The organism is Spirochaetota bacterium (genome assembly GCA_038043445.1).
GTDB lineage: Bacteria > Spirochaetota > Brachyspiria > Brachyspirales > JACRPF01 > JBBTBY01.
Genome location: JBBTBY010000008.1, coordinates 19,433 through 44,010 on the forward strand (window position 1 = coordinate 19,433; position 24,578 = coordinate 44,010).

A 24,578-nucleotide genomic window follows, 5' to 3' on the forward strand; every position below is an offset into this window, starting at 1 on the left:
TCATCTAGAACCGCATGAACATCGCAATAGCAATGCTGTCCGTGGTAATATTAGGCATAACCGAGACCGTCGGAATTGTATCCGGCATGAACAGCCACCAGGTAAATAGTCCCGCCGCTATCGCATAGCAGGACCAGGCAGAAATGTTCAGTATGGTCGCTCGGGTGCCGCGCTCATTGAACACCGTTTCGTACTGCGAATACAACGTGTCGTAATTGCTCGTGGCGTTCCGGTACAGCTGCTCGGCCGCATTGACCGCCGAATAATCAAGAAATCCGAAGATATTCATCGCGCCGCCGGCCGCTGCGACGCCGATGCTGGAAAAGAACACTATCGTTTTTGCGTTTATCCCTTTTGCGTCCCCTTTCTGCTCCGCTGCCGGCGGGCGAATGACCGGCTTCGGCGTATCTGTTCGTGCGAGCGTTTCGGCGATGGTCTTGACATTGTCGATCGCCTGATCGATCTTTGAGAACCGCTCCTGCGCCGTTTTGACTATTTTGCTCGTTTCAACATCGGCAAGGCCGACACTGACTATATAGGAATCCCCGAGCTTCATGAGTGAGCCATAGAACATATACTGCATGTTAAGGACCCTGCCGATCTTCACCGCGCATTCGCTTTCCGTGCAGCCGCTTTTCTGGAATTCCTGCTCTTTGAGGATGGCACCCATATTGTTCCGGTCAAGTACATCGAATTGACCGTTGTCGACCACGGCATTGCGGAAGAGCTCACTTACCACGTCGGCATCGCTTGCGCTTACCCCTTTTGCCTGAAAAGGCAGTATGCCGACACGGGTTCTCTGGGCCGAGAATACCGCCGAAACAGACATTACTGACAGAAATAAAGCGAGGAGGGGTTTATGCATGCAGAATCCTTTACGACCGACGTCTCACACCAAAACCTGTGGTTAGTATAATGCATTGCAAAACGCTTGTCAAATCATCGCGCCAGTGCTGGATCGCAATTCGTATGAAAAATGCACGTGAATCACACCGAATTAACCGGTTGTGAGGGATAGCGGTAATTGTTTCTATATCCCCTTCTGGAGCAGCCTTTGTTATGGATTGCAGAGGACCTTGCGGATTGCACTTTTCAATTTACAGTTCGTATACATTGGTATATAATTAACCTTGGAGGGTACGAAAATGAAGCGTATAGCAGTGCTTTTCGCGGCAATGAGCGTAACGGTATTGGTGAGTATTGGATGCGGGAATATCAACCCATTGAATGTCCTCAACAACCTGCTCGGGGGAACGAACTTCATAACGCCAACATTACCCATCGGCGACACGTGGGTACAGGCGACCGTCGGAACGCCTTATCCCGGGCGTGCAGGACATCGTATGCTCACGTATAATAATAAAATGTGGGTGATGACCGGCTCGCTCGGAGCGACCTATTCAAATGATGTGTGGAGTTCATCGACGGGGAGCAATTGGACCTTGGAAACAGATTCAGCGTTCACGACGGCGGGAAGACTTCATAGCGGTGCTGCGGTGTTTCATAGCGCAATGTGGGTCATCGGTGGTAATATCCCCGGCACGTCGTATTCGAACGATGTGTGGTATTCGCTCAATGGTTCATCATGGACGAAGGTCGGCACTTTTTCGCTCCCGCGGTACGGACACACATTGCTTGTGTATAACAGCAAGCTGTGGCTCATAGGGGGAGAGACCGCGTCATCGGTGACGAATGATGTCTGGTATTCTTCGGATGGCACCAATTGGTCATGCGCGACGAACTCTGCCGCTTTTTCCAAGCGCTTATTCCATTATGCCGTGGTCTTTCTGAACAAAATGTGGGTCATCAACGGGTATACCGGGTCGGGATACCTCAATGATGTATGGTATTCAACTGACGGCGCTGAATGGACGCAGGCTTCCGCGGCACCGTTCTCGGCACGGCATACATCATCTACGCTTGTCTTGAACGAGCGCTTATACGTTATGGGCGGATTCAATGGAAGCTATCTGAACGATGTGTACTATACCACGAACGGCAATAATTGGACGACGATGACAATGTCAACGCCGTTCACAGCCCGAAGCGCTCGCGGATGTACCGTGTTCAAGGATAAACTATGGGTGAGCGGCGGAAATATCGCCGGCAGTCACTACAATGACGTCTGGTCATCAGGCGATTGATACGAATAGCGCTGCGATCGAAAAAAGCCCCCGGGTCATCTCGGGGGCTTTTTTCAATGCGTGCCCGAGAGGACACATCAGACAGAGCAATAACCCGCACTCCTGATCGATCTCGAGTGAGTATGCACGCGGCGCATTTACAAATCACCGTATCGGGTGTATACAATGTGTATGAAGAAGCCAGCAGTTAAGGCCATCGTGATATCGCTGTTCTCTGCCGTTGTGGCCCTCGGGTACTCCGCCGCGGATACGAACGTGTATCTGATCAATCAGAATTTCTTTCACGAAGGAAGCGCCGTCCTCGCCGTTCGCGTCATCGGCACATCCGCCGCGGATATCGCCATTATCGACAGGGCGGGTGCCGTGCGCGGCCGCCCGATATACGCCGGGACAAGCGGCTCGGACACGTTATACCAGTTCACTGTCGTACCTGCATTGGGTTCAGGGACTTATCTCATCTATCTGCGTGTCGGCAGCACCGTATACCGGCGGCCATTCATCGTATACAGGACACAGCCATGACCAATATCGCCGCCGCGGTCATGCTTGCATTCGCTCCGCTGTCATATCAGCCGGAGTATCGCCTGCCGGCATCGGTCATGGCGCTTGAGGAAAGGACACTTGTCCAGGTGCGCTATGAACTTATGAGCGAATGGGCACATCATGCCGTGCTTTCAGCGGTCATCCCATTACCGATACCGTTCATTACCATAGGCGGTTCCTATGACACCTGTATCGAGGATATAGGCGCTTTTGTGAACGGTTATACAGCGGCGGCAGAGACACTGCTGTCGTATGAATCGACATTGCGCATCGGGGCTACGCTCACGTTCATTCGCGGTCTTTCCCTCGGATTATCGTTCGAAGAGGACTTGGACATACTCGCGAACAATCCCGTGTATCAGCCTTATCTATCCGCCGGTGCGCAGTATGATATCGATCTGCCCTTGCTGCAGGGCACGGTAGCGGTGGGCGTCAACGATATCGCGCTTGCCAGGGTCCCGGTGTTCAACATGTCGGCAATGGCGGAATATCGTCCGCTGCCGTTCCTGGCCGTGCGTTATGTGTTCGATAAGCAGGAGAATGTCCTTACGCATCGTCTTGCCGTCGGAGCGGTGTTCGGCGCCGTGGGGTTCACTGCGACAGGCGCCTTCGACGGAACATCGTTTTCCGTTTCCTGCGGGGTCCCGTTCTCTGTTCTCAAAGACCCGTCGGTTATCGTTGCGGTCACCGGACGCTATCATCCCCTCCTCGGCGTGGAGGGCGGTGTGTCGACATCGATGCTTTTCGGGGACGTGCATGCCCGTAACGGGTTCATCGGCGTTCCGCCTCATGCCGGCGAGCATCGGACGAATACCGCGGAAAAGAACGCGGATGCCCCCGCGGAGAATGAACGAAGGGAAAAAGCCGCCGATATCGCGCAGCGAGAACGCATGCTCAAGCGCCTCACCGTCCTGCCTTTTCGGAACGACGGACTGAGATCGTATGAATACCTGAAACGCACCATCGTCTCGGCGATCAGCGCACAGCTCGTGAAGAACGCCGGTTTTCAGACGATACCCTATGACACCGTGATCGATACGTTCACGAAAAAAGGCGTAGCACCCGAGCGCGCCGGACTTACTCCGGAGACCGCCGCGCTCATCCAGACCACGTTCACTTCCGGATTCGCCGTCACCGGCGATATCGTCGTTACCGGCGGTGCCGTGCGTATCACGGCGGTGCTCTATGACACCCAGACGTGCTCGGTCATCGACATGTTCATCGAGAACTGCGCGGCCGGGGACAGACCCCTCTTCAACGCACTTGACGTCCTCGGTGCGCGCATACAATCCCGATTATGCGTACTGGCGTCAGAGCGCGAAAAGAGCGCGCGGAAAGGCGGATAGACCCGCCCGTGCATCGAATGAATGCCGAACGCCGGTCCATGATATGATCATTCCTGCTTAGTATCACTTCGATCGGCCGCGTCATGGTGCAGTTTTCCCCCGCGTACGAAGAACGCACCGTCCGCAGTATATTCCTGCTGAGGATAACGGGCTGCAGCGGTGCACGCCGCACCGTTCCCATCGAAACGGAACGTTGATTCCGCCATGATCGTCACACCCGCTGCATCAGCGTACAAACGCGCTTCGATGAACCTTCCCGTAAGCTCTCGGCGCCACTCTACAACGCGCCTCGGGATATCATAGCGGACAAGAACGCCGGACGGTGAAACGGCATACAAGCTGCCGCCATGTACGGCGATGTCCGAAAAGTTCATGTCGATAATGCGTTCCCGGTGTACGATGCGGTACAGTGAGAATATGACGAGGTATCCGTCGCTGTTCACCGCGCAGAACGTATCGCCGGAGCGGCGTATGGAGGAGTTCCTGAGCGTACCGGTCGGGAGCGAACCCGCTATGCGCATGGCTTTGGTGTCGATAATGTGCGTGGTATCATCATTCGCATTCACGGCGATATACGGCATTCCGCGGCCGAACACGCACGGACGCGAGGATACCGGTGCCGGGAGGACGAGGGTTCTCCGCTCGCTGCGCGTTATGGTCTCGAATGTTCCGTCGCTGTACACAAGCGCCGCCGTGTCCGCCGACAGCGCGGTCACCGTGCTCGGTTCGCGCGCAAGCGTGACCGCCCACACGCCGCCATCAATCACCGTGTGTTCAATGCGCGGCCCCCTTGTCGAGGGCATCTCCGGCAGCGATTCCATATTCGGTGTGAAATAATCCGCAACGGGTACCGCGGCACTGATGTATTGTCCCTTTTTCTGAAGCGATACATCGCCGAAGATGACACGGTAATTGCTTTCGTCAATGACGACGCGTTCGCCCGAACTGAGCACGATGCTGTTCGACAGGCAGGAGACGAGCACCTTGCCGGAATCAAGCGATATACCGACCGATGCCGCATTCTGTTCGACAAGGAAACGCGTGCCCACCACCGAAACGGTCACCGGCAGTACGCCGAGATGGAGAGTGACGGTCACTGGTTTTTGCTGCGGCAGGACCGCGAATGCGCATGCCCCGTTCTTGAGCGTAAAGCGCTCACCCGACGAACCGGAAGCGGGAATAATGGCAAGCGCCGTCCGTTTTCCGAGCGAAAGTACGCCGATACGCCCGTTCGCGATAACGGTGCGCGTATCGTCGGTCGATACGGCGATCGTTCCGTTGTGAGAACGTATGGGGACCTGTGAAAAGCCCCCCGGCTGCGGGACTGCGCGATACTGGGGGCGCAGCGCAAGGGTAATGAAAACGGCGACAACGGCGCACGCGCTCATTACAGGCATAAGCACGCGAAAAAATGGAATATATCCCTTTGCCGGGGAAAGCACCTCTGCTTTCGCTTTATACTGCAGGAACGATTGGAATGACGGCGGTGGTATCGACCCGTCCCGGGTACGTTTACGCGAGAGAAGCCCTTCGACAGTGAGGGACTCATTGTGTTTCAGTGACATGATACCCCCTTGTCTGCATTCGTTCACGAAGCAGACCGCAGGCTTTTTCCACCTTATATTTGACGTTACGAAGGCTTTCACCGCAGATATCGCTTATCTCGTTGTACTGAAGCCCGTCATAGAATCGCATGAGCATGATGCTTCGCAGCCCGACGGGAAGTGCCTTAAGCTCGTCAGTCAATACGCTCATCTGTTCTTTGTCTATCATTGCATCCTCAATGCTCACCCGGTCATCCCCGACGGTCTCGGCGATAGATTCCTCCGTCTCCTCGGTCATCCGTGCCATGTTCACGCTGCGCTTGATCTTGCGGTATCGGTCGATAAGAAGGTTGTTGATCATTCTATAAAGGTAGGTCTCGAATTTGCAGCGGAAATCGAATTTCGGCAGGATGGTATAGACCTTGAACATCACTTCCTGGAACAGATCGCGCGCTGTTTCATCGGAACCGACCCTGGCAAGGATGAAATAGAATATCCGATCTTTGTAAAGCTCGTATACCGGAGAGAACGATGCGTCGTCGCCTTTTCGCTGGAATTCTTCTATGATCGCCCGGTTTTCGCTCTCGCGCCCCGGCGTTGTATTACCGCGCATTATACATACTTTCGGAAAGGATGACCGGAAGTATACATCCGCCCCGCCTTAATTTCAACATGGCTTTCAAAGAACATCTTTCCCGGTATAGGCACCGGTAAAGGCCCCTTCGGTACATAGCAACGCACCCGAAAAACCTTCTTTAATTGTATACGCACGAATAATGGATTAGTGCAAAATGCGCGGCGGGATGATTCAGGTAAGCTCTATAGCCGCACTGATCGCATGCAAGAGCCCGTCCGCGGACGCCCGTCCCTTCCCCGCGATATCATACGCACTGCCGTGATCGACCGACGTGCGCACTACCGGAAGGCCGAGCGTAACGTTCACCGAAGCACGAGGGTAGAGCGCTTTCACCGGTATCAGCCCCTGATCATGATACATCGCAAGTATCAGTTTGAACGACTTGTATCGCTCGATGAAGAATGAATCGGCGGGGAACGGCCCCAACGCGCTCGGCAATGCCGCCATTCCCTCTGCGATGACACCGTCATCCTCGCTGCCCATTAGTCCGTGTTCACCGGCATGCGGGTTCAATGCAAGTACGGCGATGGGAGCTCGTTTTCCGTAGCGGCGCCTGCCCGCCTCCGCGATGAGCGCAAGCGACTTCGCTACCGATGCCGCGGTTATCGATGAGGCGACCTTCGACAGCGGTATATGCACGGTCTCCAATGCGAGTATAAAATCCGGCGTATAGAATGCCATACGCGTATCGGCGGCGCCGAAGGCTTCGGAGAGATATTCCGTATGCCCGCGAAAATCGGGGAGCACTTTCGCCACCGCAGCCTTCGTGACCGGTGCGGTAACGATGGCGGCAACGGCACCGCGTTTCGCCTCGGCGACGGCATGATCGATATACGCTATCGACTCGCGCCCATACGTGCATTCACCGAAACGGAACGACTTCATATCGATGGAGGTGACCGGGATGCATTCGACGGCCGAAAGCGCTGTGAAGGAACGCGGCACGCCCGCGATGGAACGTACGGCGATACGTGAGCGCATCCTTTTCGCGTGCCAGGAGAGATACCCCGCATCGCCGGCGACGACAAGCGATATCCGCTTTCGCGTGAGCTCCCGCTTAACCCTCCGCGCAAGGGCATCGCGCCCGGCGCACATGCGCGCATGCGCTGTAACGATTATCTCTCCGGATATCCCTGCCGGGTCACCCATGGTCATGCAGATGCATTGCCCGTGCGGCATCGTCAGTGTTCGTCGTAGAGTTTTTTGATGTGTTCGGACGCTTCTGCCGTTACATCATTGGCGATGGTGCAGCGGCCTTCGAGTATGACGCCGTTCTGTATGATGAGCTCAGGCGTCTTGATGTCGCCGAGAATGCGCGCGGTGGGCAGGAGCAGTATGCGCGTTGTCGCATGCACGTTGCCGATGATGATGCCCTCGACGACGACGTTCGACGCGCGTATGTTGGTGCGCACACGTCCGGTCCTGCCGATGTACACCTGATCGGTCTCGAGGTAATCGCCCTCGTATTTCCCGTCAATGCGTATCGAACCCTTGACGGAGAACTTGCCCTCGAAATAGGACCGCTCGCCGATGACGGTGTTGATAGCGTCGTTCTGTACGGCCATGGAAAACTCCTTCCCCTCACAGCCCTTTCGTATACACTATGGAATCATCCATCTTGTTGAACTTGAAGCTCGTCTGCATGCCGAAGAGCGATTCCGAATGCCCGAGATAGAGATACCCTTCGGCATTGAGCACATCGTAGAACTGGTCGATGGTGCGCTTCTGCGATTCCGCATCGAAATAGATTATCACGTTCCGGCAGAAGATGATGTCGAGGTTCTTTATCGCGCTCGGGTGCTTGAGATTGTGGTAATCGAACGTGATGAGCTTCTTGAGCTCGTCGCGGACGATATATTCGTCGGCCATCGCATCGAAGTACTTGTCGATGATGGCCTTGTCTATCTGCTCGAACTTGTCCTTGCGGTAACGCCCCTCTTTCGCGGCGATGAGCGATTTAAGCGATATGTCGCTTGCGAATATCGACACCTGAGAGCCCCTGAGCGCCTCGCTCTCCCGCACCGTTATCGCGATGGAATACGGCTCTTCGCCGGTGGAGCATCCTGCGCTCCAGATGCGAAGTACCCGGCTGCCTGTTTTTGCCTTGCGCGCCACTATCTCGGGGATGACCGTCTGCTTGAGACTTACGAACTGCGCTTCATTGCGGAAGAATTTGGTGAGATTGGTCGTGACGGAATCGAGGAATTCCTTGAGCGATTCCCTGTCCTTTTTCAGGTACTGGTAGTACGCGTCGTAGTCGGGAAGCGATCGGGCGCGTATGTTCTCATTGATGCGGGATTCAAGGACGACGCGGTTCACCGAGTTGAAGCAGATGCCGCTTTCCTCGTACACCATCGATTTGAATTTCTCGAAATACTCATCGGTCAATGTCAACTTCCTCGATACATGCGTGCTCGGTGCCGCGCGTGCGCTGCCCGGCGCTATCCCTTCGAGAGGACGGCCTTCACGCGCTCAAGCACTTTTTTCCGGTCGAGCGGCTTGGTGATGTAATTCTTCGCGCCGGTCAAAAGCGCCTTTTTTACAAGGTCTTCCTTCCCGAGCGCGGATATCATCACCACGCGCGCGTTCTTATCATATTCGACGATCTTTGCCAATGCGGTGATGCCGTCCATCTTTGGCATGGTGATATCGAGCGTGACGAGATCGGGCTTCAATTCCTTGTACATGACGACAGCGCCCTCTCCGTCCTCGGCCGTACCGATGATCTCATATTCTTCCGATATGAATATCTGCTGCAGCTGCTTGATGACGAACGCGGAGTCGTCGACCAGGAGCAGGCGGAACGGCTTGCCGTTATCGTCGATGCCGTCCGGCGATTTCGCATTGATCTTGCTGCCGATGTCCATTGTTCTCATACCGCGCCTCCACTCTTCCTCTGTTCCACGTGCCTGTGCACTCGCCTACGCCTGCTCGACGATAGCGACAAAAATGTCCATGGGTCCCACATTCGCTATATCGAGCCGCACGAGGAGCGATTCGTTCTTGAACGACTGATAGGTTATCTGATGCCCCTGCACGACGACCGGCGGCGATACGTTCAGGTCATAGCCGATCTTGGATATCTTCGTGACCGCAAGCGCGCTCACCATGTTCGCCAATTCCTTGATGGCATTGATCACCGGCGGACCCACGTTCACGCAGGGCGTTTCGTTCATCGCGGAACCGACCTTGCAGGCCACCTCTTCGCTCATATCGAGGAGGACGTTGCCGCTTGCCTGCCCGGAGATGCCGATGACGATGGCAAGCCCCGATATCTCCGTAACGCCCTCGCGCAGCGTAACATCGCTTATGCGGATATCGTCCTTCAGGTACGTGCCGAGCGTTTCATAGGCAGCCTCGGCGAACGGATTGATATACTCAAGACGCATGCGTTCTCCGCCTTTTTTCAATGCTGAGATGCATTATACCGCCGTGCGGTCAAAAACACAATACCGCGAATTCCAATTCCATGGTGAAAAGTGCAAACTACTATCCATTTTCGTGATATTTGATACAATGGCGCGCATGAAGAAGGATATCATCCCCTATGCGCAAAGCGTGCTCCGCGAAGAAGCCGAGGCGATAATACGCGTGAGCGACAGGCTTTCCGGCGCGTTCACCGAGGCGCTCGATCTCATGCTCGCCTGCAAAGGACGCGTTGTCGTCACCGGTGTCGGTAAAAGCGGGCACATCGGGCGGAAATTCGCATCCACGCTCGCATCCACCGGTACGCCGTCGTTCTTCGTCCATCCGGCTGAATGCCAGCACGGCGATTTCGGCATGATAATAGAAGGCGATGTTATGGTGATAATATCGCAGAGCGGCGAATCGGCGGAAGTACATGGGATAATCCCGTATGTGAAGCGATTCAAGATACCCGTCATCGCGATATGCAATAAACCATCGTCATATCTGGGAAAGAACGCCGCGGTCACGCTGCCGCTCCATGTGGAAAAAGAGATATGTCCGCTTAATCTCGCGCCGACGACGAGCGCGGTGGTCACCCTCGCCCTCTCGGACGCTATCGCGGTTTCGCTCATGAGGATACGCGGCTTCACCGAAAAGGATTTCGCGATCTATCACCCCGGCGGCAGCCTCGGCAAACAGCTTGCCACCGTCGAGGGCATCATGCGCACGGGGAAAGCGCTCACGCTCGTATCGCCTGATGATACACTTGCGAGCGTTCTCGATCGCCTCGTGGCAGAGCGGATCGGATGGGCGCTCATCGTCGATGGAGAGACAAAGAAGCTTTCGGGCATACTCGTTGACGGCGATGTGAAGCGCATACTCATCGGGGCGAAGGCCGGCGAGAACATCCTCGAGAAAAAAGTATCCGATGTGATGACGCACGACCCCAAGACGATAACGAAGGATACGCTCGTCGCCGAAGCGCTTGCCATCATGGAAGGGCGCATCACCATGCTTGTTGTCGTCGAGGACGGGCGCCCCGTGGGCATCGTTCATATCCATGACATATTGAAAAGCAAGGCGATCTGATCCCCTTTCGACGACGATGATCGTGCCGAGTTCCAATATATTTTCAATTTTATGCATTGTAACATCCCTGAATGCAGATATACTATCGGTGAAAGCAGCTATCGGAGGTATTCCATGAGATCATCTTCATTACTTGTATCAGTGCTCATAGGTGCGGCCGTTTTTGCGGAAGTCCCGCGAGAGGGCTGCGTGCTCTGGCTTGAAGCGGATACGCTTTCCGCTTCGCATAAAAGCGGCGATGCGGTCACTGTATGGAAAGCCGTCATCGGGCCGCAGGCGGTTCGAACGCCGATGAAGCTCGTGAACAATCAAAGCGCAACAGCGCCGGTGTTCATTGCGGATGCCGTGAACGGCAGTCCCGCCGTGCGTTTCGACGGGTCCAATACCCAGCTTTCCGTTCTCGGCAATGTCATCTCGAACCTTGCCGGAACACCGTTCTCGATATTCATGATAAGCCGCTCGACGAACAGCACGTTCGGCATCTGCGGCAACTCGTCGATCGGCGGCGGCGGCGTGCCGCGTTTCTATGTGCAGCGCCATGGAATGTTCTTCAGTGAGATGAAGTATTTCATCATGGTGAACACGATAACCGACGCGGCGGAATTGCTCGGTATACAGCACGACGGCGCGAACACGCTCACAAGCTATAAGAACGGCATACTTTCGAAAACGCTGATTGCCGCGATAGTGCCGGCATACGGCGGGGACGGGAATATATCAATCCCGTTCTGGCCTGCAAATCAGCCGCAGCCGGGGGATATCGCGCTTATCCTCATCTACAATCGGTATCTGAGCGAAGCGGAGCGCACCGAAGTCGAGAGGATCTTCACTGCGAAGTACAAGATACGCTAACTGCGTATACCGACACCATGTTTTTTCGCTGAGGGTGCATCGGTGAGTATCCGCTGCCGATATTCTCGCGGCCCCGCACCGAACCGGTTTTTGAACGCACGATAGAAGTAATGTATGTTCGTGAACCCCGTTGCAGCGGCGACCTCATGCGTTCTGAGATCGCGGTTGGCAAGGAGCATCTCAGCCTTTCGCAGACGGCTTTCGAGCAGATACGATATCGGCGAAACGCCGAAGGCCTTGCGGAAAGCGCTTGAAAGATGGGGTACGGAATATCCCGCGTCAAGCGCGAGCGATGCAAGGGTAAGCGGCTTTGCGCTGTGTGTTTCGATATTCCAGCGCGCCCGTATGACCCATTCGGGAATATGCGCGCTGCCCTGCTCGTCGGGCCGATACTGCACAGAAAAGAAATTTTCAAGAAGGCTCGCGAGCATCCGCGCATCCGGCCTCGTGCGAGTGGATATCTCCCGATAGAGAAGCATGAACGTCGCGTCCGCCTGAACGATGTCCTTGATGGCGGCAGGTGTACCGAGCGCTACACCCTTATCCTTCAGCAAAGCATTCGCTTTTTTTCCGGCGAAGTGCAGCCACTGATGCGTCCATCGGCGCGATATATTCCCATAGCAGTGCGGCCAGCCCTTATCCCATACGACGATAGAATTCCCGCTCACGGGAAGATCACCGGCGGGGGTACGCACGTGAGCGGCATCGACAAATACTATCGCCATGAGATCACCGGTCCCCGGACGTTCAATCATGCCGGGGGGCATGGTCTCATGCATGCCGACGATGCGAACCGAAAGATCGGCGGCGGGGTCGAATGAACGGTTAAGCGCGAAGGGCATGCCAAGCTCCGGTATGATGTAAATTCACCGTGATGACAGGTGCGGACATTTTATGGTATACCGACGGGATTACAACAATACGCGTCGCGTAAATGCGAAAAAAGCGCGTCCCCATCTGCTCATCGGATCACGGGCCGTTCCGTTTCATACTGATTTTTTCTGTTCTCTATATTGTATTCATACTTTCAATGTACTATACTTACGGCTTATATTAAGACAATTGCTCATGATAGTATTCATGCAGGAGACCACAATGGCAAAGCACTTTGCTCATCAGCATTTCATCCGGACGTTGATGCTGACGGCCATTATTCTTGCACCCTGTACCGTAAACGCTCAGATGCCGCTCTCAGCCGATGCTTCGCTTTATCTCTGGCTCTCGGCAGACAAGGGTGTTATTACGAACACGGATGGATTCGTGAGCGTGTGGCAGGATCAGTCGCCGGAAAAGAACAATGCCGTGCAGACGTCTGCGGAGAAAAGCCCGGTTCGGGTTGCTGCAGCAATAAACGGACAGCCCGTCGTGCATTTCGACGGCGAAGACGATTCGCTTGTTACAGCAAAGCCGATGCTGCTTACTAAGAACTGCACGGTATTCATTGTCGCGTTAAACACCAAGCAATCGGCAACGGGTTCCGCGCATAAGGCGATATTCGCCGGAGCGCAAAATGTTTATAAAGCGACTGCGACTTCGTACGGATTCGGTTATTCAAGGCTGAGCGATACGTTCATTATCAGGACAGGCGACGGTTCGAAAGAGACCGGACTTGCCATTCCCGACCCGGCGAACGATACCTTTGAACTCATAAGCGTTTCGATAGAAAACGCGAGCTGCCGAGTGTTCCGGGACGGGAAAGCCGCCGGCACATCCGACACCGGACGCACGAGCGGATTTCAGGCCGAGACGTATGTCATCGGCGATCAGTACGGGAGCGAGCTGCGGCAATACACCGGCGCGATAGCGGAGATCGTGGTCTTCAATCGAGCGCTTTTGGACACGGAACGCAGTTCCATCGAACAGTATCTGACGAAAAAATATCTTTCGGGAGAAAGGAAGATCGATCTCGCCGTGTTCCCAAAAAGAAAGGTATGGTCGCCTACCGGCTGGTTCGTTCAAGCGGCGGCAGACCCGAATACCGCGCCCGTCGATGCGAATTGGAATTCGGTACGCGTACTGAATACGGCACGGGCCATCATAGGCCGCGGCGGCCTCGGCAAATTGCCGAGCGGCGTAAAATCCGCTGACGATATCGACGCTGTCTGGTATAAAAAAACCTACGATATACCGGGGGACTGGAAAGACAGATCCGTGTGGATACGATTCACTATGATCGAAGGCCAGGCTGCACTTTTCGTCAACGGCAGAAAAGTCCGGGAAATGCTCCGCGGGGATTGGGAAACGGACATTACGTCGTATGTCACTCCGGGCACGCAGGCGGAAGTGCAGCTCTATTGCACAAGGAATTTCAACGGGCTTACCGCGACGATAGAGGACGATGAGCTTATGCGGCAGGCGCTTACGCATGCCAAACGCACGAAAATGGAATCCCTGGGTCTTACCTATGATGCCGTTCTTTTTCCCCGCGGACGTACGGCATGGCTGAGCGATGCATTCGTCGAGTCGAAAGTCAGGGAGAAAAAGATAGTTCTTGCCGTGACCGCCGGCGGCGATCATGCGCGCGACGGGAATATATCCGGCGTCATTCGCAGCATTACCGAGCCGTCACAGAAACCCGTATCGTTCGGCCCGTTCGCCGTGACCGCAGATGAGAACACATATGAGATTGACTTTAGCGGTACGCCATGGTATCTCGATGCCCCGCATCTGTACCGGATCGAAACGGAATTGCGTGTCGGCGGAAAGGCCGTACAAGCGATGAGCAATACATTCGGTTTTCGCGAAGTTTCCATTGCCGGGAACAAAGTGTATCTCAACGGGCGTCGCTCCACGTGGCGTATGATCGGACCGTTCCACGGCGGCGGCACCTGCAGCACGACAGCGATGAGCACGAACAGCGTGTTCCTTGACCTTTTCAGAAGCATGGGCTTCAATGTTATTCAGCTTCAGCCGAACGGCAGCTTCTGGTGGGGATATCTGACATCGCAATGGCATAACCTTACGACCTACAACCTGCATGACGACAATTTTCTTGACCTCTGCGATCGACTTGGCATCGGCGTGACATTGCCCATCCCCCCCAGCGGCAATAATCAGCGGCTGGCGTTCAAGCTCGACAAAGGATCGAAGGGGTATGAGCAGTATCGCCGCGAGATGCTTGCGTATATAAAAAGGTATCGTCATCATCCCTGCATTCAGGCGTATACGATCGGGATGAACATCATCAATTATGACACGTATGCCGAAAATCTTTCGCCGCGCGGGATGGGTCAGGAATTCCCGGTGGGCAAGGAACGCGCACACGAAGCAGTATCAATAGCCGCCGGCATCGATATCGTGCACGAAATAGATCCGACGGTGCCGGTCTATGTGCATGCCGGCGGTTCATGGGGCGGGGATATTTCCGGCGGGAATCAGCATATGAATCTGCTGCCCATCAGCGAATACGAAAAATGGCCGAGCTATTGGGCGGAGAACGGAAAAAAGCCGTGGGTGGGCGATGAGTTCGGCTGCCCCTGGCTCGGCGATTTTATGTTCAAAAAATACTCGAAAGCCGGCTGGGGGCTCGAGGACAAAGATCCGGTGATCGCATTCACCGAGTTCTGTGCGCTCCTGTACGGCGATGAAGCCTATCGCAATGAGCCGGAACATTATCGGCGGCGGCCGACCGAGGGTCTGGGCGATTATGAAAAATACGGCACGACGTATCTCACCGCGCCGATGCGCTATAGCCGCATACCGGCGTATGAAAATTTCCTCAGTGACTACTATTCCCGCATAGCAAAAAGCTGGCGCACCTGGGGCATTCAGGGCTGGGTGCCGTGGCTTATGGAATTGACCGTCAACTGGCAGAATCCTGTCATCACCGATGTTTTTGTCCAGCGATATGCAGCTGTCATGCAGCCCTTGCTCGTGTATATCGGCGGAAGCCCGGATTTCATCAATCGCGATCGGAACTACTTTCAGAACGAAACGATAACGAAACAGATAGTGATCGTATACGACGGGCCGGAGAGCCGTATCGAATTCCCGGTGCGCTGGCAGGCGAGTTGGGATGACGGCGGCGTGATCGCTTCCGGCACGGAGACGGTGAAGATCGATGCCGGGGGCATTCAGTTCAAACCGATCGTATTGAAAGCGACGACGACGGCAAAAAAACGATATGCGACGATCAAGATCACGACGCTTTACGACAAACAGAAATTCGGGTTGCAAGATGAGTTCCATTTCGGTATATGGCCGGAGATCAAAAAAACGCCTATAATAGCCGCTTCTCTATATGATCCGATCGGCGATTCCTCGAAATGGCTTGACCGCTATGTGAAAGCAGAGAACGATCAAAACCTCATCATCATCGGGCGCGGGTCATTGAGCAATGCCGTGCGATTGCCTTTTTCCGCTGATGATATCAATAGAGGCCGCACCATTATCATGTTCGAGCAGACGCCAGACGATCTTCTGCGCTTGGGGTTGCGCTGCGAGGAGCGCGGCGTGCGAAAGGTGTTCGTGCGTGAAAAGGCGCATCCGGTCATGGCAGGAATACAGAGCAGCGACCTTGAGGATTGGCGCGGCAGCGCATCGCTTCTCCCCGAAGAAACGCCGCCGCGATACTGGACGCATCGCGATGTGCCGCAGGCCGGTTTCCGCGCGCAGCGCATGACGCGGTGCGGGAATCACGGGAACGTCGCATCGGCCATAATAGAAATTCCGCACAAGGGGAATTTCCGACCGCTTATCGATTGCGAATTCGATATGGCGTATTCGCCGCTTCTTGAATGGCGCCATGGAAAAGGGAGGATAATCTACTGTCAGCTCGATCTTACCGGCAGGGTCGGCGTCGACCCTGCCGCGACGGCTGTTGCCGAGCAGCTGCTCAAGTACGCGGCCGCACCGTCGGATGATGTGAACAGAACATTATCAATCGGCATGGACGAGAGCGTAATGCGCGAATTCGCTTCGCTCGGTTTCGAGCAGGGCAAAGGCGAGCAGGCTGTGCGCATTATGCCGCCGAAAAAATTCGATGACACTGCTCGGGAGAAGATCAAGAGCGGTTACACGGCGCTTATCGCGGCCGATGGAACGCCGTCAGCAGGGTATACCCTCGTGACCAATGTTACGCGCTCGCCGTCTCTCGACGATGCTGTCATCGGAGCGGGTACGATCGGCCCCGGATTACTGCGCTGGCGTCAGCCGATCGATTATTTTGTGGATGCGAACGGATCGCTTGTGAGCGACTCGGTGCTTGGAAAAGGGCGTGTCGTGTTTTGCGGAGTGCCGGTGACCGCGTTCGATATCGGCAATCCATCGCAGGCGCGTTTGTCACAGCTTCGTGTGCGCGGACTGTATAACCGCATGCTGAGCTTTCTCAACGTCAAAAGCGAGGCCGCGCTTGTCGAGCGGATCACCACGCTCATCGATGTCCCGTCGAATCAGAGCGACGACACGCGGATTGTCGAAGATCAGCTCTTGAACGATATCGAAATTTCGGCCGTGAAAAAAGGACCGCTCAGCCAGAAAGCGCTCCTTGATGAGAAGCTTTCCGAGGAGAGCGTGTCCTGGAAAAGCCTCACGCTTCTTGCCGCCGCTTCCGATCTCGCCGGCTACGGCGGTGCAAAATCAAGTATCATCGATGTCGCAAGCCTCTACAAGATCCAGCCGGGTATGGACCAGGTCGTATTGATCCGCGGGTCGTTCGATCTTGCCGCCGACAGCCGCGTCAATTTTTATGCGGGCGGGGACTACTGGGCGTATATATGGGTCGACGGGACGTTGACGATAGACTTGAGCAAACAATCCGGTGCTCCGGGGAAAGCCACCGAAATAAAATCGGGCAATTTCACCAAAGGCAAACATACCGTGCTGATAAAACTCGTTTCCGGGAGCCGAGGTTTTAACGTGAGCTTTTTCATGGACAATCTCGCGGCGCCGCGAAAATTTTCCGGGACAAAGGCCATCGATTTTTCAAAATATTACAGCCAGCCGATGCGGCACTATGATCCCCCCGGCACGTATCCGCTCTACCTGCGGCCGATGGAGGATTTCGAAGACCCCTATTTGTATTTCGCCTGGTGAACCATAAGATACGTCAACTTTTTCATGTCCTGCGGCATTGCATCCATCAATCCGACGCAATAGATTCGTATTATCTGAAATGCAGCGGAGAACGATATGACTTCACAGAACGCGGTGACCAGCATTGCCATTCTCGGTACCGGTTACATGGCGTCGATGCATGTGCGTTCGCTGAAAGCGATGCCCGATGTACATATCGGCGCGATATGCGCCCGTTCGAAAATGAAGGGCGATGAATTCGTAAATGATCAATCCCTGTCGGGTGCAGCAGTATACAACGAATACGGAAGGATGTGTGACGAGGTTTCGCCCGATGCTGTCATAGTGACGCTCCCTCCGCATGCGCATGCCGGCGAGGTGGAATGCGCCGCCGAACGAGGCATCGCCGTGTTCCTTGAAAAGCCGCTCGCACGCGATCCCGATCGCGCGCAGTCGATGGCGGATGCGATACGAAAGCACAATGTCGTAAGCCAGGTGGGGTATCATTATCGGTTCAAACGGTCGGTGAAGCGGATGAAAGAGCTCATAACGAGCGGGCGGGCGGGAAGACCTGCGCTTTTTGAGGGGAGATTCTGGTCAAATATGGAAGGAAAACCGTGGTGGCGTTCACGATCGATGAGCGGCGGACAGACATTCGAACAGGCAACGCATATATTCGATACAGCCCGATTTCTCATGGGCGATGTACTGACCGTGCAGGGGCATATCGCTACGCTTTGCCATCCCATCAAGGATGATCGTATCGAGGATGTAAGCGCGGCAATCCTGAAAATGGAGAACGGATCGCTTGCGCTCATCAGCGCGAGCAATTGCGCCTTCCCCGGAAAATGTATCGGCGATTTCCGTGCAGTGTTTCAGCGCTGCGTACTCGATTATCGAAGCACCGGTGATTGGTGCGACAAGGATACGGCGACAATAACGTTCACCGACGGGAGCGGCCCGACAGAAGCATTCATAGAAGACAGCGATGCGCATGCCGAAGAAATGCGCGATTTTCTGGACGCGGTCAGCAATGGTGGTCCCACGGTCACGCCGGCGGCCGATGGGATCATTACGCAGCGTACGGTCGAGGCGATGCTTGCGTCAGCAGAGCATGATGGTGTACCGATAGCCGTTGGAACAGAACAAAATATGAACAAAGGAGCATTACAATGCCAAAACGTCTTGCCTTGATCGGTGATCATGTATGTGATTGGCTTTCCTATGGGGATACGCCTATCGGGACTCATGATGTGCGTATTGCAACCGAGTACGCATCGGGCAAATACGGGACCTGGGCGGCGCTCATGGATGCCTCAACCTTCGGCGGCGAGCGATTCGATATCGATCGAAGGATGTTCGTTGCGTCGGAGTCGGATGCATCGCCGGCGACGGTAAGCCGCGAGAAGCCGATATCATTCGGCACCAGCACCGTCGGGGTCGTCAGCGAGATCGGCTCCGGAGTAAAGAGCGTGCGCGTCGGCGAGCGCGTGTTCGCCATCAACGCCGATATACGCGAGACGAACACGATGAATGCTGCGTATGTGCATGCGCTCGGGGACCTGTCTCCGACACTCGCACTCTGCGCGGAGCCTGCGTATGTTTCATTCCACTGCGTGCGCGAGAGCAATGTTCGTTTCGGAGAAACGGTGCTTGTCGTCGGATTGGGCGCGCTCGGTCTTATCGCGGTAGCAATGGCGCATGAGAGCGGTGCTGAACGTGTGATAGCCGTCGATATGAGCAGCGGGCGAAGGCGCATGGCCGAATCGCTCGGGGCCGATATTTCCTTCGATCCGCGGGAAGGCGATACGGCGGCGCGCGTTCATGATATCCTCGGCGGCACCGGTGTGGATGTCGCCATCGAACTGAGCGGTGCGAGCGCAGGTCTTGCCACGGCGATACGTTCCTGCCGCGTCGGCGGGACGGTGTGCGCTGCAGGGTTCTATCGCACGGATGCGCACGGCGTATTCCTTGGGCGCGAATTCCATCACAATCGGCTTACGATGATAGTGCCGCATGGATGCGGTTTCGGTCATCCACCGCGGGATATTCCGCGCTGGGACGAGCGCCGCGCCGTCGCGGCAATACTGTCGATGATGCGTCAGGGGAAATTGAACGTGGGTGGTATCGTCGATCCCGTTGTCGGCACCGCGGAAGCGCTTGACATGTTCCGGCGAATGAGAGATGAACCGGATGCAATTGTAAAATTCGCCGTCAAATTCTGATCAAAAATACCGCTGAAATATGATGACCTGCCGATTCTGACTATTTTATACTACATGATAAATCGGTCTTGACTATTTTATACTTGATGATAAATTAGTCATATTAGAAAATAGGAAAATGCCATGCATAGATACGTTCACGATGCGATCGCACATGATATTACCCGGAAAATGGTATTGCTTTCCGGGCCGCGGCAATGCGGGAAAACGACGCTTGCGCGCCATATCATGGAACAGTATCCGAAGAGTATCTATCTTAACTGGGACAGCGCCCCTGACAGACGCATCGTACAGAAAGGTGCTATCGATGAGTCATCACCGCTCATCGTCCTTGATGAGATACATAAATTCCGCAACTGGAAGAATATGCTGAAAGGGCTTTATGATACGCGCCGTGATGCGCAGCATTTCCTCGTTACCGGCAGTGCGCGCCTCGATGTGTATCGCCGCGGGGGTGATTCACTTCTTGGACGATATCATCACTGGCGCCTGCACCCTATTACCGCCGACGAACCTGTCGAGGGTATGAGCGTTAAGGATGTCATAAGCCGCCTCCTTGTTACCGGCGGATTTCCGGAGCCGTTCCTCGGGAATGATGAACGCGAGGCGAGGCGCTGGCGCACCGAACGCTGGGACCGGGTGATAAAGGAAGACATTCGCGATCTGGAAGCGGTGCGCGAGCTCGGATCGCTTACCATGCTCCTTGATCTGCTCAAATCGCGTGTAGGAAGCCCGGTCGTGATGAGCAATCTTGCCGAGGACCTGCAGGTTACATCGAGAACGGTGCTGCACTGGATCGAAATACTTGAACGCATGTACGTCATATTCAGGGTATTCCCGCTTACGGCAAAAGTCGTGCGGGCGATACAAAAGCCGCCGAAGATATTCTTCTACGACATTGCGGATGTTGACGAGGATATGGGCATGCGGGCGGAAAATCTTATTGCCGCGGCGCTTCTCAAACGCTGCCATTTCCTTTCCGACCGCGACGGATACCGATACGAACTGCGCTATATACGCGATAAAGAGAAGCGGGAGGTTGATCTTGTCGTTCTCAGGAACGGTGTTCTCCTTGATGCCGTAGAGGTAAAAGTGAATGATGATGCGGTGAGCAAACCGCTTATCCATTTCCGGAAGCATTTGAATATACCGAACACGTGGCAATTGTCACTTGCCGATCGGTCCCCGGCAGTCTTGTCCGGCATCATGCGAGAATCGTTCTCGCATTGCCTTTCACGGACCGTGATCACCGACATCGACGAGAATTGTGCCAGTGTCATCACGGGGAAAGCAAAGGACGTGTCTTCGAAGCGCGAATAAGCGGATGGGGCATTATCCGAATTATTCTGCTAATTTCCATTTTCTCCTGTTGACATCACACCGTACGCTGTATACCTTTAGCGCAAAGAACTAAGGAGCATGCAATGAGTTTTGATATCACCCGCATGGAAGAAGAGATACGCCGCACACATCCCGATTATATCGTTCATGTACCGGGGAGCCTCGACGGGAGCACCGGTGACGGCGGGAACGAACACTTTCTCGTATTCGACGGCCCCGACGGTTCGCTCATGGCGGTATGGACGCAGAGCACATACGAGGGACAGCCCGATCACCGAATAGTATTTTCGCGGAGCACTACCGAGGGAATGACCTGGACGCGGCCGAAAACGATCGCGGGGCCGGGCAAGGATATCGATCCGAAAACCGGCAAAGGGATGACGAGCTGGGGCTTTCCGCTCATTTCAAAAAGCGGGCGCATCTACGTGCTTTACAACAAGCAGATAGGGCTTGTCGATACGCATCATCAATTCACCGGCGTCATGGCGGGGAAATATTCGGATGATAACGGCGAGACCTGGTCGGCGGAGGATATTGTTCCGATGCCGAAAAGCAAATGGGATGACCCCGACCCCGCGATGCCGGGGAATTGGATAGTGTGGCAGAAGCCCGAGCGGCTTTCCGAGGGAAAATATTTCGCCGGATTCACGCGATGGCTTTCGACGAAAGTACGCAAGGAGCCGCCGAAAGGGCATTACTGGGCATGGGAATGTGTGGTCGAGTTCATGCGCTTTGAGAACGTCGATAATGATCCGGCTATTCGCGATCTGAAGATCAGCTATTTCGCCGAGAACGATGCGGCGCTGCGCGTGGAATATCCTTTCGACAGCACGATGAGCGTTGTACAGGAGCCGTCATTAGTTAAGCTCCCTGACGGCAGATTGTTCTGCGCCATGCGCACGTTCACGGGCCATCCCTATTATGCTATTTCCGCCGATGCAGGGAAAACATGGTCGAAACCGGAAGTGCTCCGCTACAATGACGAGAGCGTCCCGATGCTCCATCCGATAAGCCCTTCGCCGATATACGAAGTGGAGGACGGCGTCTACGCGCTTTTCATCCATAATCATAACGGCAATTTCGGTCCGTGGACGGGCGGAGATGCCGAAAAGCCGGGCGATTCGCTCTGGCATAGGCGTCCGATATGGATACTCCGGGGTACGTTCATGCCCAACGCAAAACAGCCGCTTCATTTTTCTCCGCCGCGATTCCTCATGGATAATGACGGCGTTGCACTTGGTTTCGGCAACGGGCGCACCGACCTTGCGATGTATGCGAGCTGTACGCGGCGCAACGGGAATGCGGTGTTATGGTATCCAGAACGGAAATTCTTCCTGCTTGGCAAGAAGCTCAAAGGCTTATACTGATATCATGAGCGCGAAAGGCTCCTGGTACGGCGATCGATGCTATTTCGGCATGCATTATGATATGCATGTGCGCACCGACGATACTGATATCGGCGCACGACTGACCGTCGACGATATTGCCGCCAATCTCAAAGCAATGAAATGCGACTGGGTACAAACCGACTGCAAGGGACATCCCGGCGTCACCGGATGGAAAAGCACTGTGCCTGCGGCGACGGTGAATGCTCATATTCATAACGACATGATGACGGTGTGGCGCGCGGCGACGAAACGGTTGAAGCTTCCGCTCCATTGTCACTACTCAGGAATCATCGATCATGCGGCCGCGGAAAAATTCCCCGCATGGAAAGTGGTGCCCAATCCATCGCAGAAAAAGCCGCCGGAAATGCATCGCCTCTGCCCGCGTTCGCCGTATCTCGATGAACTTCTCATACCGCAGATGAAAGAGCTTATCGACCGCTATGATGTGGATGGCTTTTGGGTGGACGGTGATCTCTGGGGCGTCGATCCCTGCTACTGCAGCGCCTGCCGCCGCGTGTTCACCGAAGAGACGGGTATCATCGAGCCGCCGGTTGAACTGAGCGATGCGAATTGGCCGCTCTGGATGAAATTTCACCGCGCGAGTTTCGACGCGTATGTGAAAAAATACTGCGATGCGGTACACGCGCACAGACCCGGCGTCCGTGTCTGCTCGAACTGGCTTCAGACATTCGGGGATCCCGGCGAACCGACAGCGCCCACGGACTGGATAAGCGGGGATAATACACCGGTGTTCGGGCTCGATTCAAGCCGCTGCGAGGCCCGCTTCATTTCCACACGGGAAAAACCGTGGGATATCATGCTCTGGAATTTTTACTGCTCCGGCGGCTTCGAACATCTCGATACATCTCCGTGGACGGCGAAACCGGCAGAAATGCTCATGCAGGAGGCGGCTGTCTCGCTCGCGTTCGGCGGCCATGTGCAGATATATGAATCCCCCCAGTACATACGCGATGGACGTCTTGTTCCCTGGCGATCGAAACGCATCGGCGAGGCCGCATCGTTCATCAAAGCGCGGCGTGCCGTCTGCTCAGGCACCGAGACCATACCGCAGATTGCGGTTCTTCACTCCGAACATCATTATCGAAGTCTTCCATCGAATAATCTTCATTGGGGGTACGATGCCGACGCCGTGCGCGGAGCGGTGTTCTCGATACTGGAATCGTCCTACGGTGTCGATGTTCTCGACGAATGGGCGCTCTTTCCGCATCTTGCCGATTTCCCGGTGGTTGTAATCCCCGAGCAGTACAATATGAGTAATGCGATGGTGAATGCATTGAAGCAGTATGCTGTCGCCGGCGGGCGTCTCCTCGTGGCGGGGGCGAAATGCCTTGACCGCTTCGGGGCCGAATTTTTCGGCGTAAAAAGTGAGGGTATTACCGATGTAAAAGAAAAGGTGAACGGTGAGCCGAAAAGTCTCTATCCGTTCAAGAATTCCCATTTCTGTGTTTCCTCAGCGCTCGGTGTGACGCCGGTGTTCAGCAAAGAGCTGCATCGCGTCATCCCGGCAGGCGCGGATGCGCATTCGTATTTCTGGACAACACCGATACCCGACGATGACCGCGCCCCGTTCGCCGCGGCGACGGTATATCGCGTCGGGAAGGGATATGCCGCATACATACCATTCGATGTTTTTAAGGATTTTAAGACGAATAGATATATCATGGAACGGGCGTTCATAGGCGAAGTGATAGCGTCGATGAGACCCGATCTTTCGATACGGGTGAAAGCCCCTGCGGCGATAGACGTCGTCCTTCGTAAAAAAGGCACGGCAAGCATCGTACATTTCATCAATCGCGCATCGGGCATTCCCAATCAGCCGAACAACGGCGTCATCGATGAGATCCCCGGCGTGGGACCGATGACGATAACCGCAGCGCTGCCGCGCCGTCCGAAAAAAGTGGAGCTCTCCCTTGAAAAAGGCACGTTGTCGTGGAAATATACGCCGGGAAAGAAAGGACGCGGCGTGCTGTCAATTACGCTTCCGCGTGTGCATATTCACGCAGCGGTACTGATAGACTGATGCAGGGC

20 protein-coding genes are annotated in these 24,578 nt (G+C 55.0%); 11 read left to right on the top strand and 9 right to left on the bottom strand.

Features of this window, described 5'->3' with window-relative positions; all coding sequences use genetic code 11:
* Positions 1-4: 4 nt before the first annotated feature.
* Entirely contained in the window at positions 5-865 is an 861-nt protein-coding gene (locus AABZ39_01345; protein MEK6793391.1) for a CsgG/HfaB family protein, read from the bottom strand.
* Positions 866-1,145: 280 nt separating this feature from the next.
* Here AABZ39_01345 and AABZ39_01350 point away from each other — a divergent pair, with 280 nt between their 5' ends.
* From AABZ39_01350 to AABZ39_01360, 3 genes are all read left to right on the top strand, one after another.
* Positions 1,146-2,144, top strand: a complete 999-nt coding sequence (locus AABZ39_01350; GenBank protein MEK6793392.1) for a hypothetical protein — start codon at positions 1,146-1,148, stop codon at positions 2,142-2,144.
* A 171-nt stretch (positions 2,145-2,315) separates the two neighbouring features.
* Complete coding sequence (locus AABZ39_01355; GenBank protein ID MEK6793393.1) at positions 2,316-2,666, top strand: hypothetical protein; 351 nt, start codon at positions 2,316-2,318, stop codon at positions 2,664-2,666.
* Positions 2,663-4,033, top strand: coding sequence for a hypothetical protein (locus AABZ39_01360; protein ID MEK6793394.1), 1,371 nt, complete (start codon positions 2,663-2,665; stop codon positions 4,031-4,033). The genes AABZ39_01355 and AABZ39_01360 overlap by 4 nt, the downstream gene beginning before the upstream one ends.
* 47 nt (positions 4,034-4,080) lie before the next feature.
* Here the strand turns inward: AABZ39_01360 and AABZ39_01365 are convergent, their stop codons facing one another.
* From AABZ39_01365 to AABZ39_01395, 7 genes are all read right to left on the bottom strand, one after another.
* Entirely contained in the window at positions 4,081-5,598 is a 1,518-nt protein-coding gene (locus tag AABZ39_01365) for a hypothetical protein (GenBank protein MEK6793395.1), read from the bottom strand.
* Positions 5,579-6,190: a sigma-70 family RNA polymerase sigma factor gene (locus AABZ39_01370; GenBank protein ID MEK6793396.1), complete on the bottom strand. Its 612-nt coding sequence runs from the start codon at positions 6,188-6,190 to the stop codon at positions 5,579-5,581. Before AABZ39_01370 ends, AABZ39_01365 begins: the two co-directional genes overlap by 20 nt.
* A gap of 195 nt (positions 6,191-6,385) precedes the next feature.
* A complete protein-coding gene (locus AABZ39_01375; GenBank protein MEK6793397.1) occupies positions 6,386-7,369 on the bottom strand; it encodes a 4-hydroxythreonine-4-phosphate dehydrogenase PdxA in 984 nt (327 codons plus the stop codon).
* A gap of 26 nt (positions 7,370-7,395) precedes the next feature.
* Positions 7,396-7,779 (bottom strand): polymer-forming cytoskeletal protein, encoded by a 384-nt coding sequence (locus AABZ39_01380; GenBank protein MEK6793398.1) that lies wholly within the window; start codon positions 7,777-7,779, stop codon positions 7,396-7,398.
* Positions 7,780-7,795: 16 nt separating this feature from the next.
* A complete protein-coding gene (locus AABZ39_01385; protein MEK6793399.1) occupies positions 7,796-8,602 on the bottom strand; it encodes a protein-glutamate O-methyltransferase CheR in 807 nt (268 codons plus the stop codon).
* 53 nt (positions 8,603-8,655) lie between these two features.
* A complete protein-coding gene (locus tag AABZ39_01390) occupies positions 8,656-9,090 on the bottom strand; it encodes a response regulator (protein MEK6793400.1) in 435 nt (144 codons plus the stop codon).
* A 45-nt stretch (positions 9,091-9,135) separates the two neighbouring features.
* On the bottom strand, positions 9,136-9,603 hold the full coding sequence (locus AABZ39_01395) for a chemotaxis protein CheX (GenBank protein ID MEK6793401.1): 468 nt from the start codon (positions 9,601-9,603) through the stop codon (positions 9,136-9,138).
* A 136-nt stretch (positions 9,604-9,739) separates the two neighbouring features.
* Here AABZ39_01395 and AABZ39_01400 point away from each other — a divergent pair, with 136 nt between their 5' ends.
* Positions 9,740-10,711, top strand: coding sequence for a KpsF/GutQ family sugar-phosphate isomerase (locus tag AABZ39_01400; GenBank protein ID MEK6793402.1), 972 nt, complete (start codon positions 9,740-9,742; stop codon positions 10,709-10,711).
* Between the two features lie 114 nt (positions 10,712-10,825).
* Positions 10,826-11,563 carry a hypothetical protein gene (locus AABZ39_01405; GenBank protein MEK6793403.1) on the top strand — a complete coding sequence of 246 codons (738 nt, stop codon included), beginning with the start codon at positions 10,826-10,828 and terminating at the stop codon, positions 11,561-11,563.
* On the opposite strand, the gene AABZ39_01410 is transcribed toward AABZ39_01405, so the two are convergent.
* Entirely contained in the window at positions 11,560-12,405 is an 846-nt protein-coding gene (locus AABZ39_01410) for an AraC family transcriptional regulator (GenBank protein ID MEK6793404.1), read from the bottom strand. The two genes, AABZ39_01405 and AABZ39_01410, sit on opposite strands and share 4 nt — an antisense overlap.
* Before the next feature lie 253 nt (positions 12,406-12,658).
* Here AABZ39_01410 and AABZ39_01415 point away from each other — a divergent pair, with 253 nt between their 5' ends.
* The 6 genes from AABZ39_01415 (at position 12,659) to AABZ39_01440 (ending at position 24,570) form a co-directional block, all read left to right on the top strand.
* Positions 12,659-17,596 carry a LamG-like jellyroll fold domain-containing protein gene (locus AABZ39_01415; protein ID MEK6793405.1) on the top strand — a complete coding sequence of 1,646 codons (4,938 nt, stop codon included), beginning with the start codon at positions 12,659-12,661 and terminating at the stop codon, positions 17,594-17,596.
* Positions 17,597-17,692: 96 nt separating this feature from the next.
* Positions 17,693-18,769 carry a Gfo/Idh/MocA family oxidoreductase gene (locus AABZ39_01420; protein ID MEK6793406.1) on the top strand — a complete coding sequence of 359 codons (1,077 nt, stop codon included), beginning with the start codon at positions 17,693-17,695 and terminating at the stop codon, positions 18,767-18,769.
* Complete coding sequence (locus AABZ39_01425) at positions 18,748-19,800, top strand: zinc-binding alcohol dehydrogenase (GenBank protein ID MEK6793407.1); 1,053 nt, start codon at positions 18,748-18,750, stop codon at positions 19,798-19,800. Before AABZ39_01420 ends, AABZ39_01425 begins: the two co-directional genes overlap by 22 nt.
* A 123-nt stretch (positions 19,801-19,923) precedes the next feature.
* The gene (locus AABZ39_01430; GenBank protein MEK6793408.1) at positions 19,924-21,120 is read left to right on the top strand and encodes an ATP-binding protein; all 1,197 of its coding nucleotides are present in this window, start codon (positions 19,924-19,926) and stop codon (positions 21,118-21,120) included.
* Positions 21,121-21,224: 104 nt separating this feature from the next.
* The gene (locus AABZ39_01435; GenBank protein MEK6793409.1) at positions 21,225-22,508 is read left to right on the top strand and encodes a sialidase family protein; all 1,284 of its coding nucleotides are present in this window, start codon (positions 21,225-21,227) and stop codon (positions 22,506-22,508) included.
* Between the two features lie 4 nt (positions 22,509-22,512).
* On the top strand, positions 22,513-24,570 hold the full coding sequence (locus AABZ39_01440) for an alpha-L-fucosidase (GenBank protein ID MEK6793410.1): 2,058 nt from the start codon (positions 22,513-22,515) through the stop codon (positions 24,568-24,570).
* Positions 24,571-24,578 lie beyond the last annotated feature (8 nt).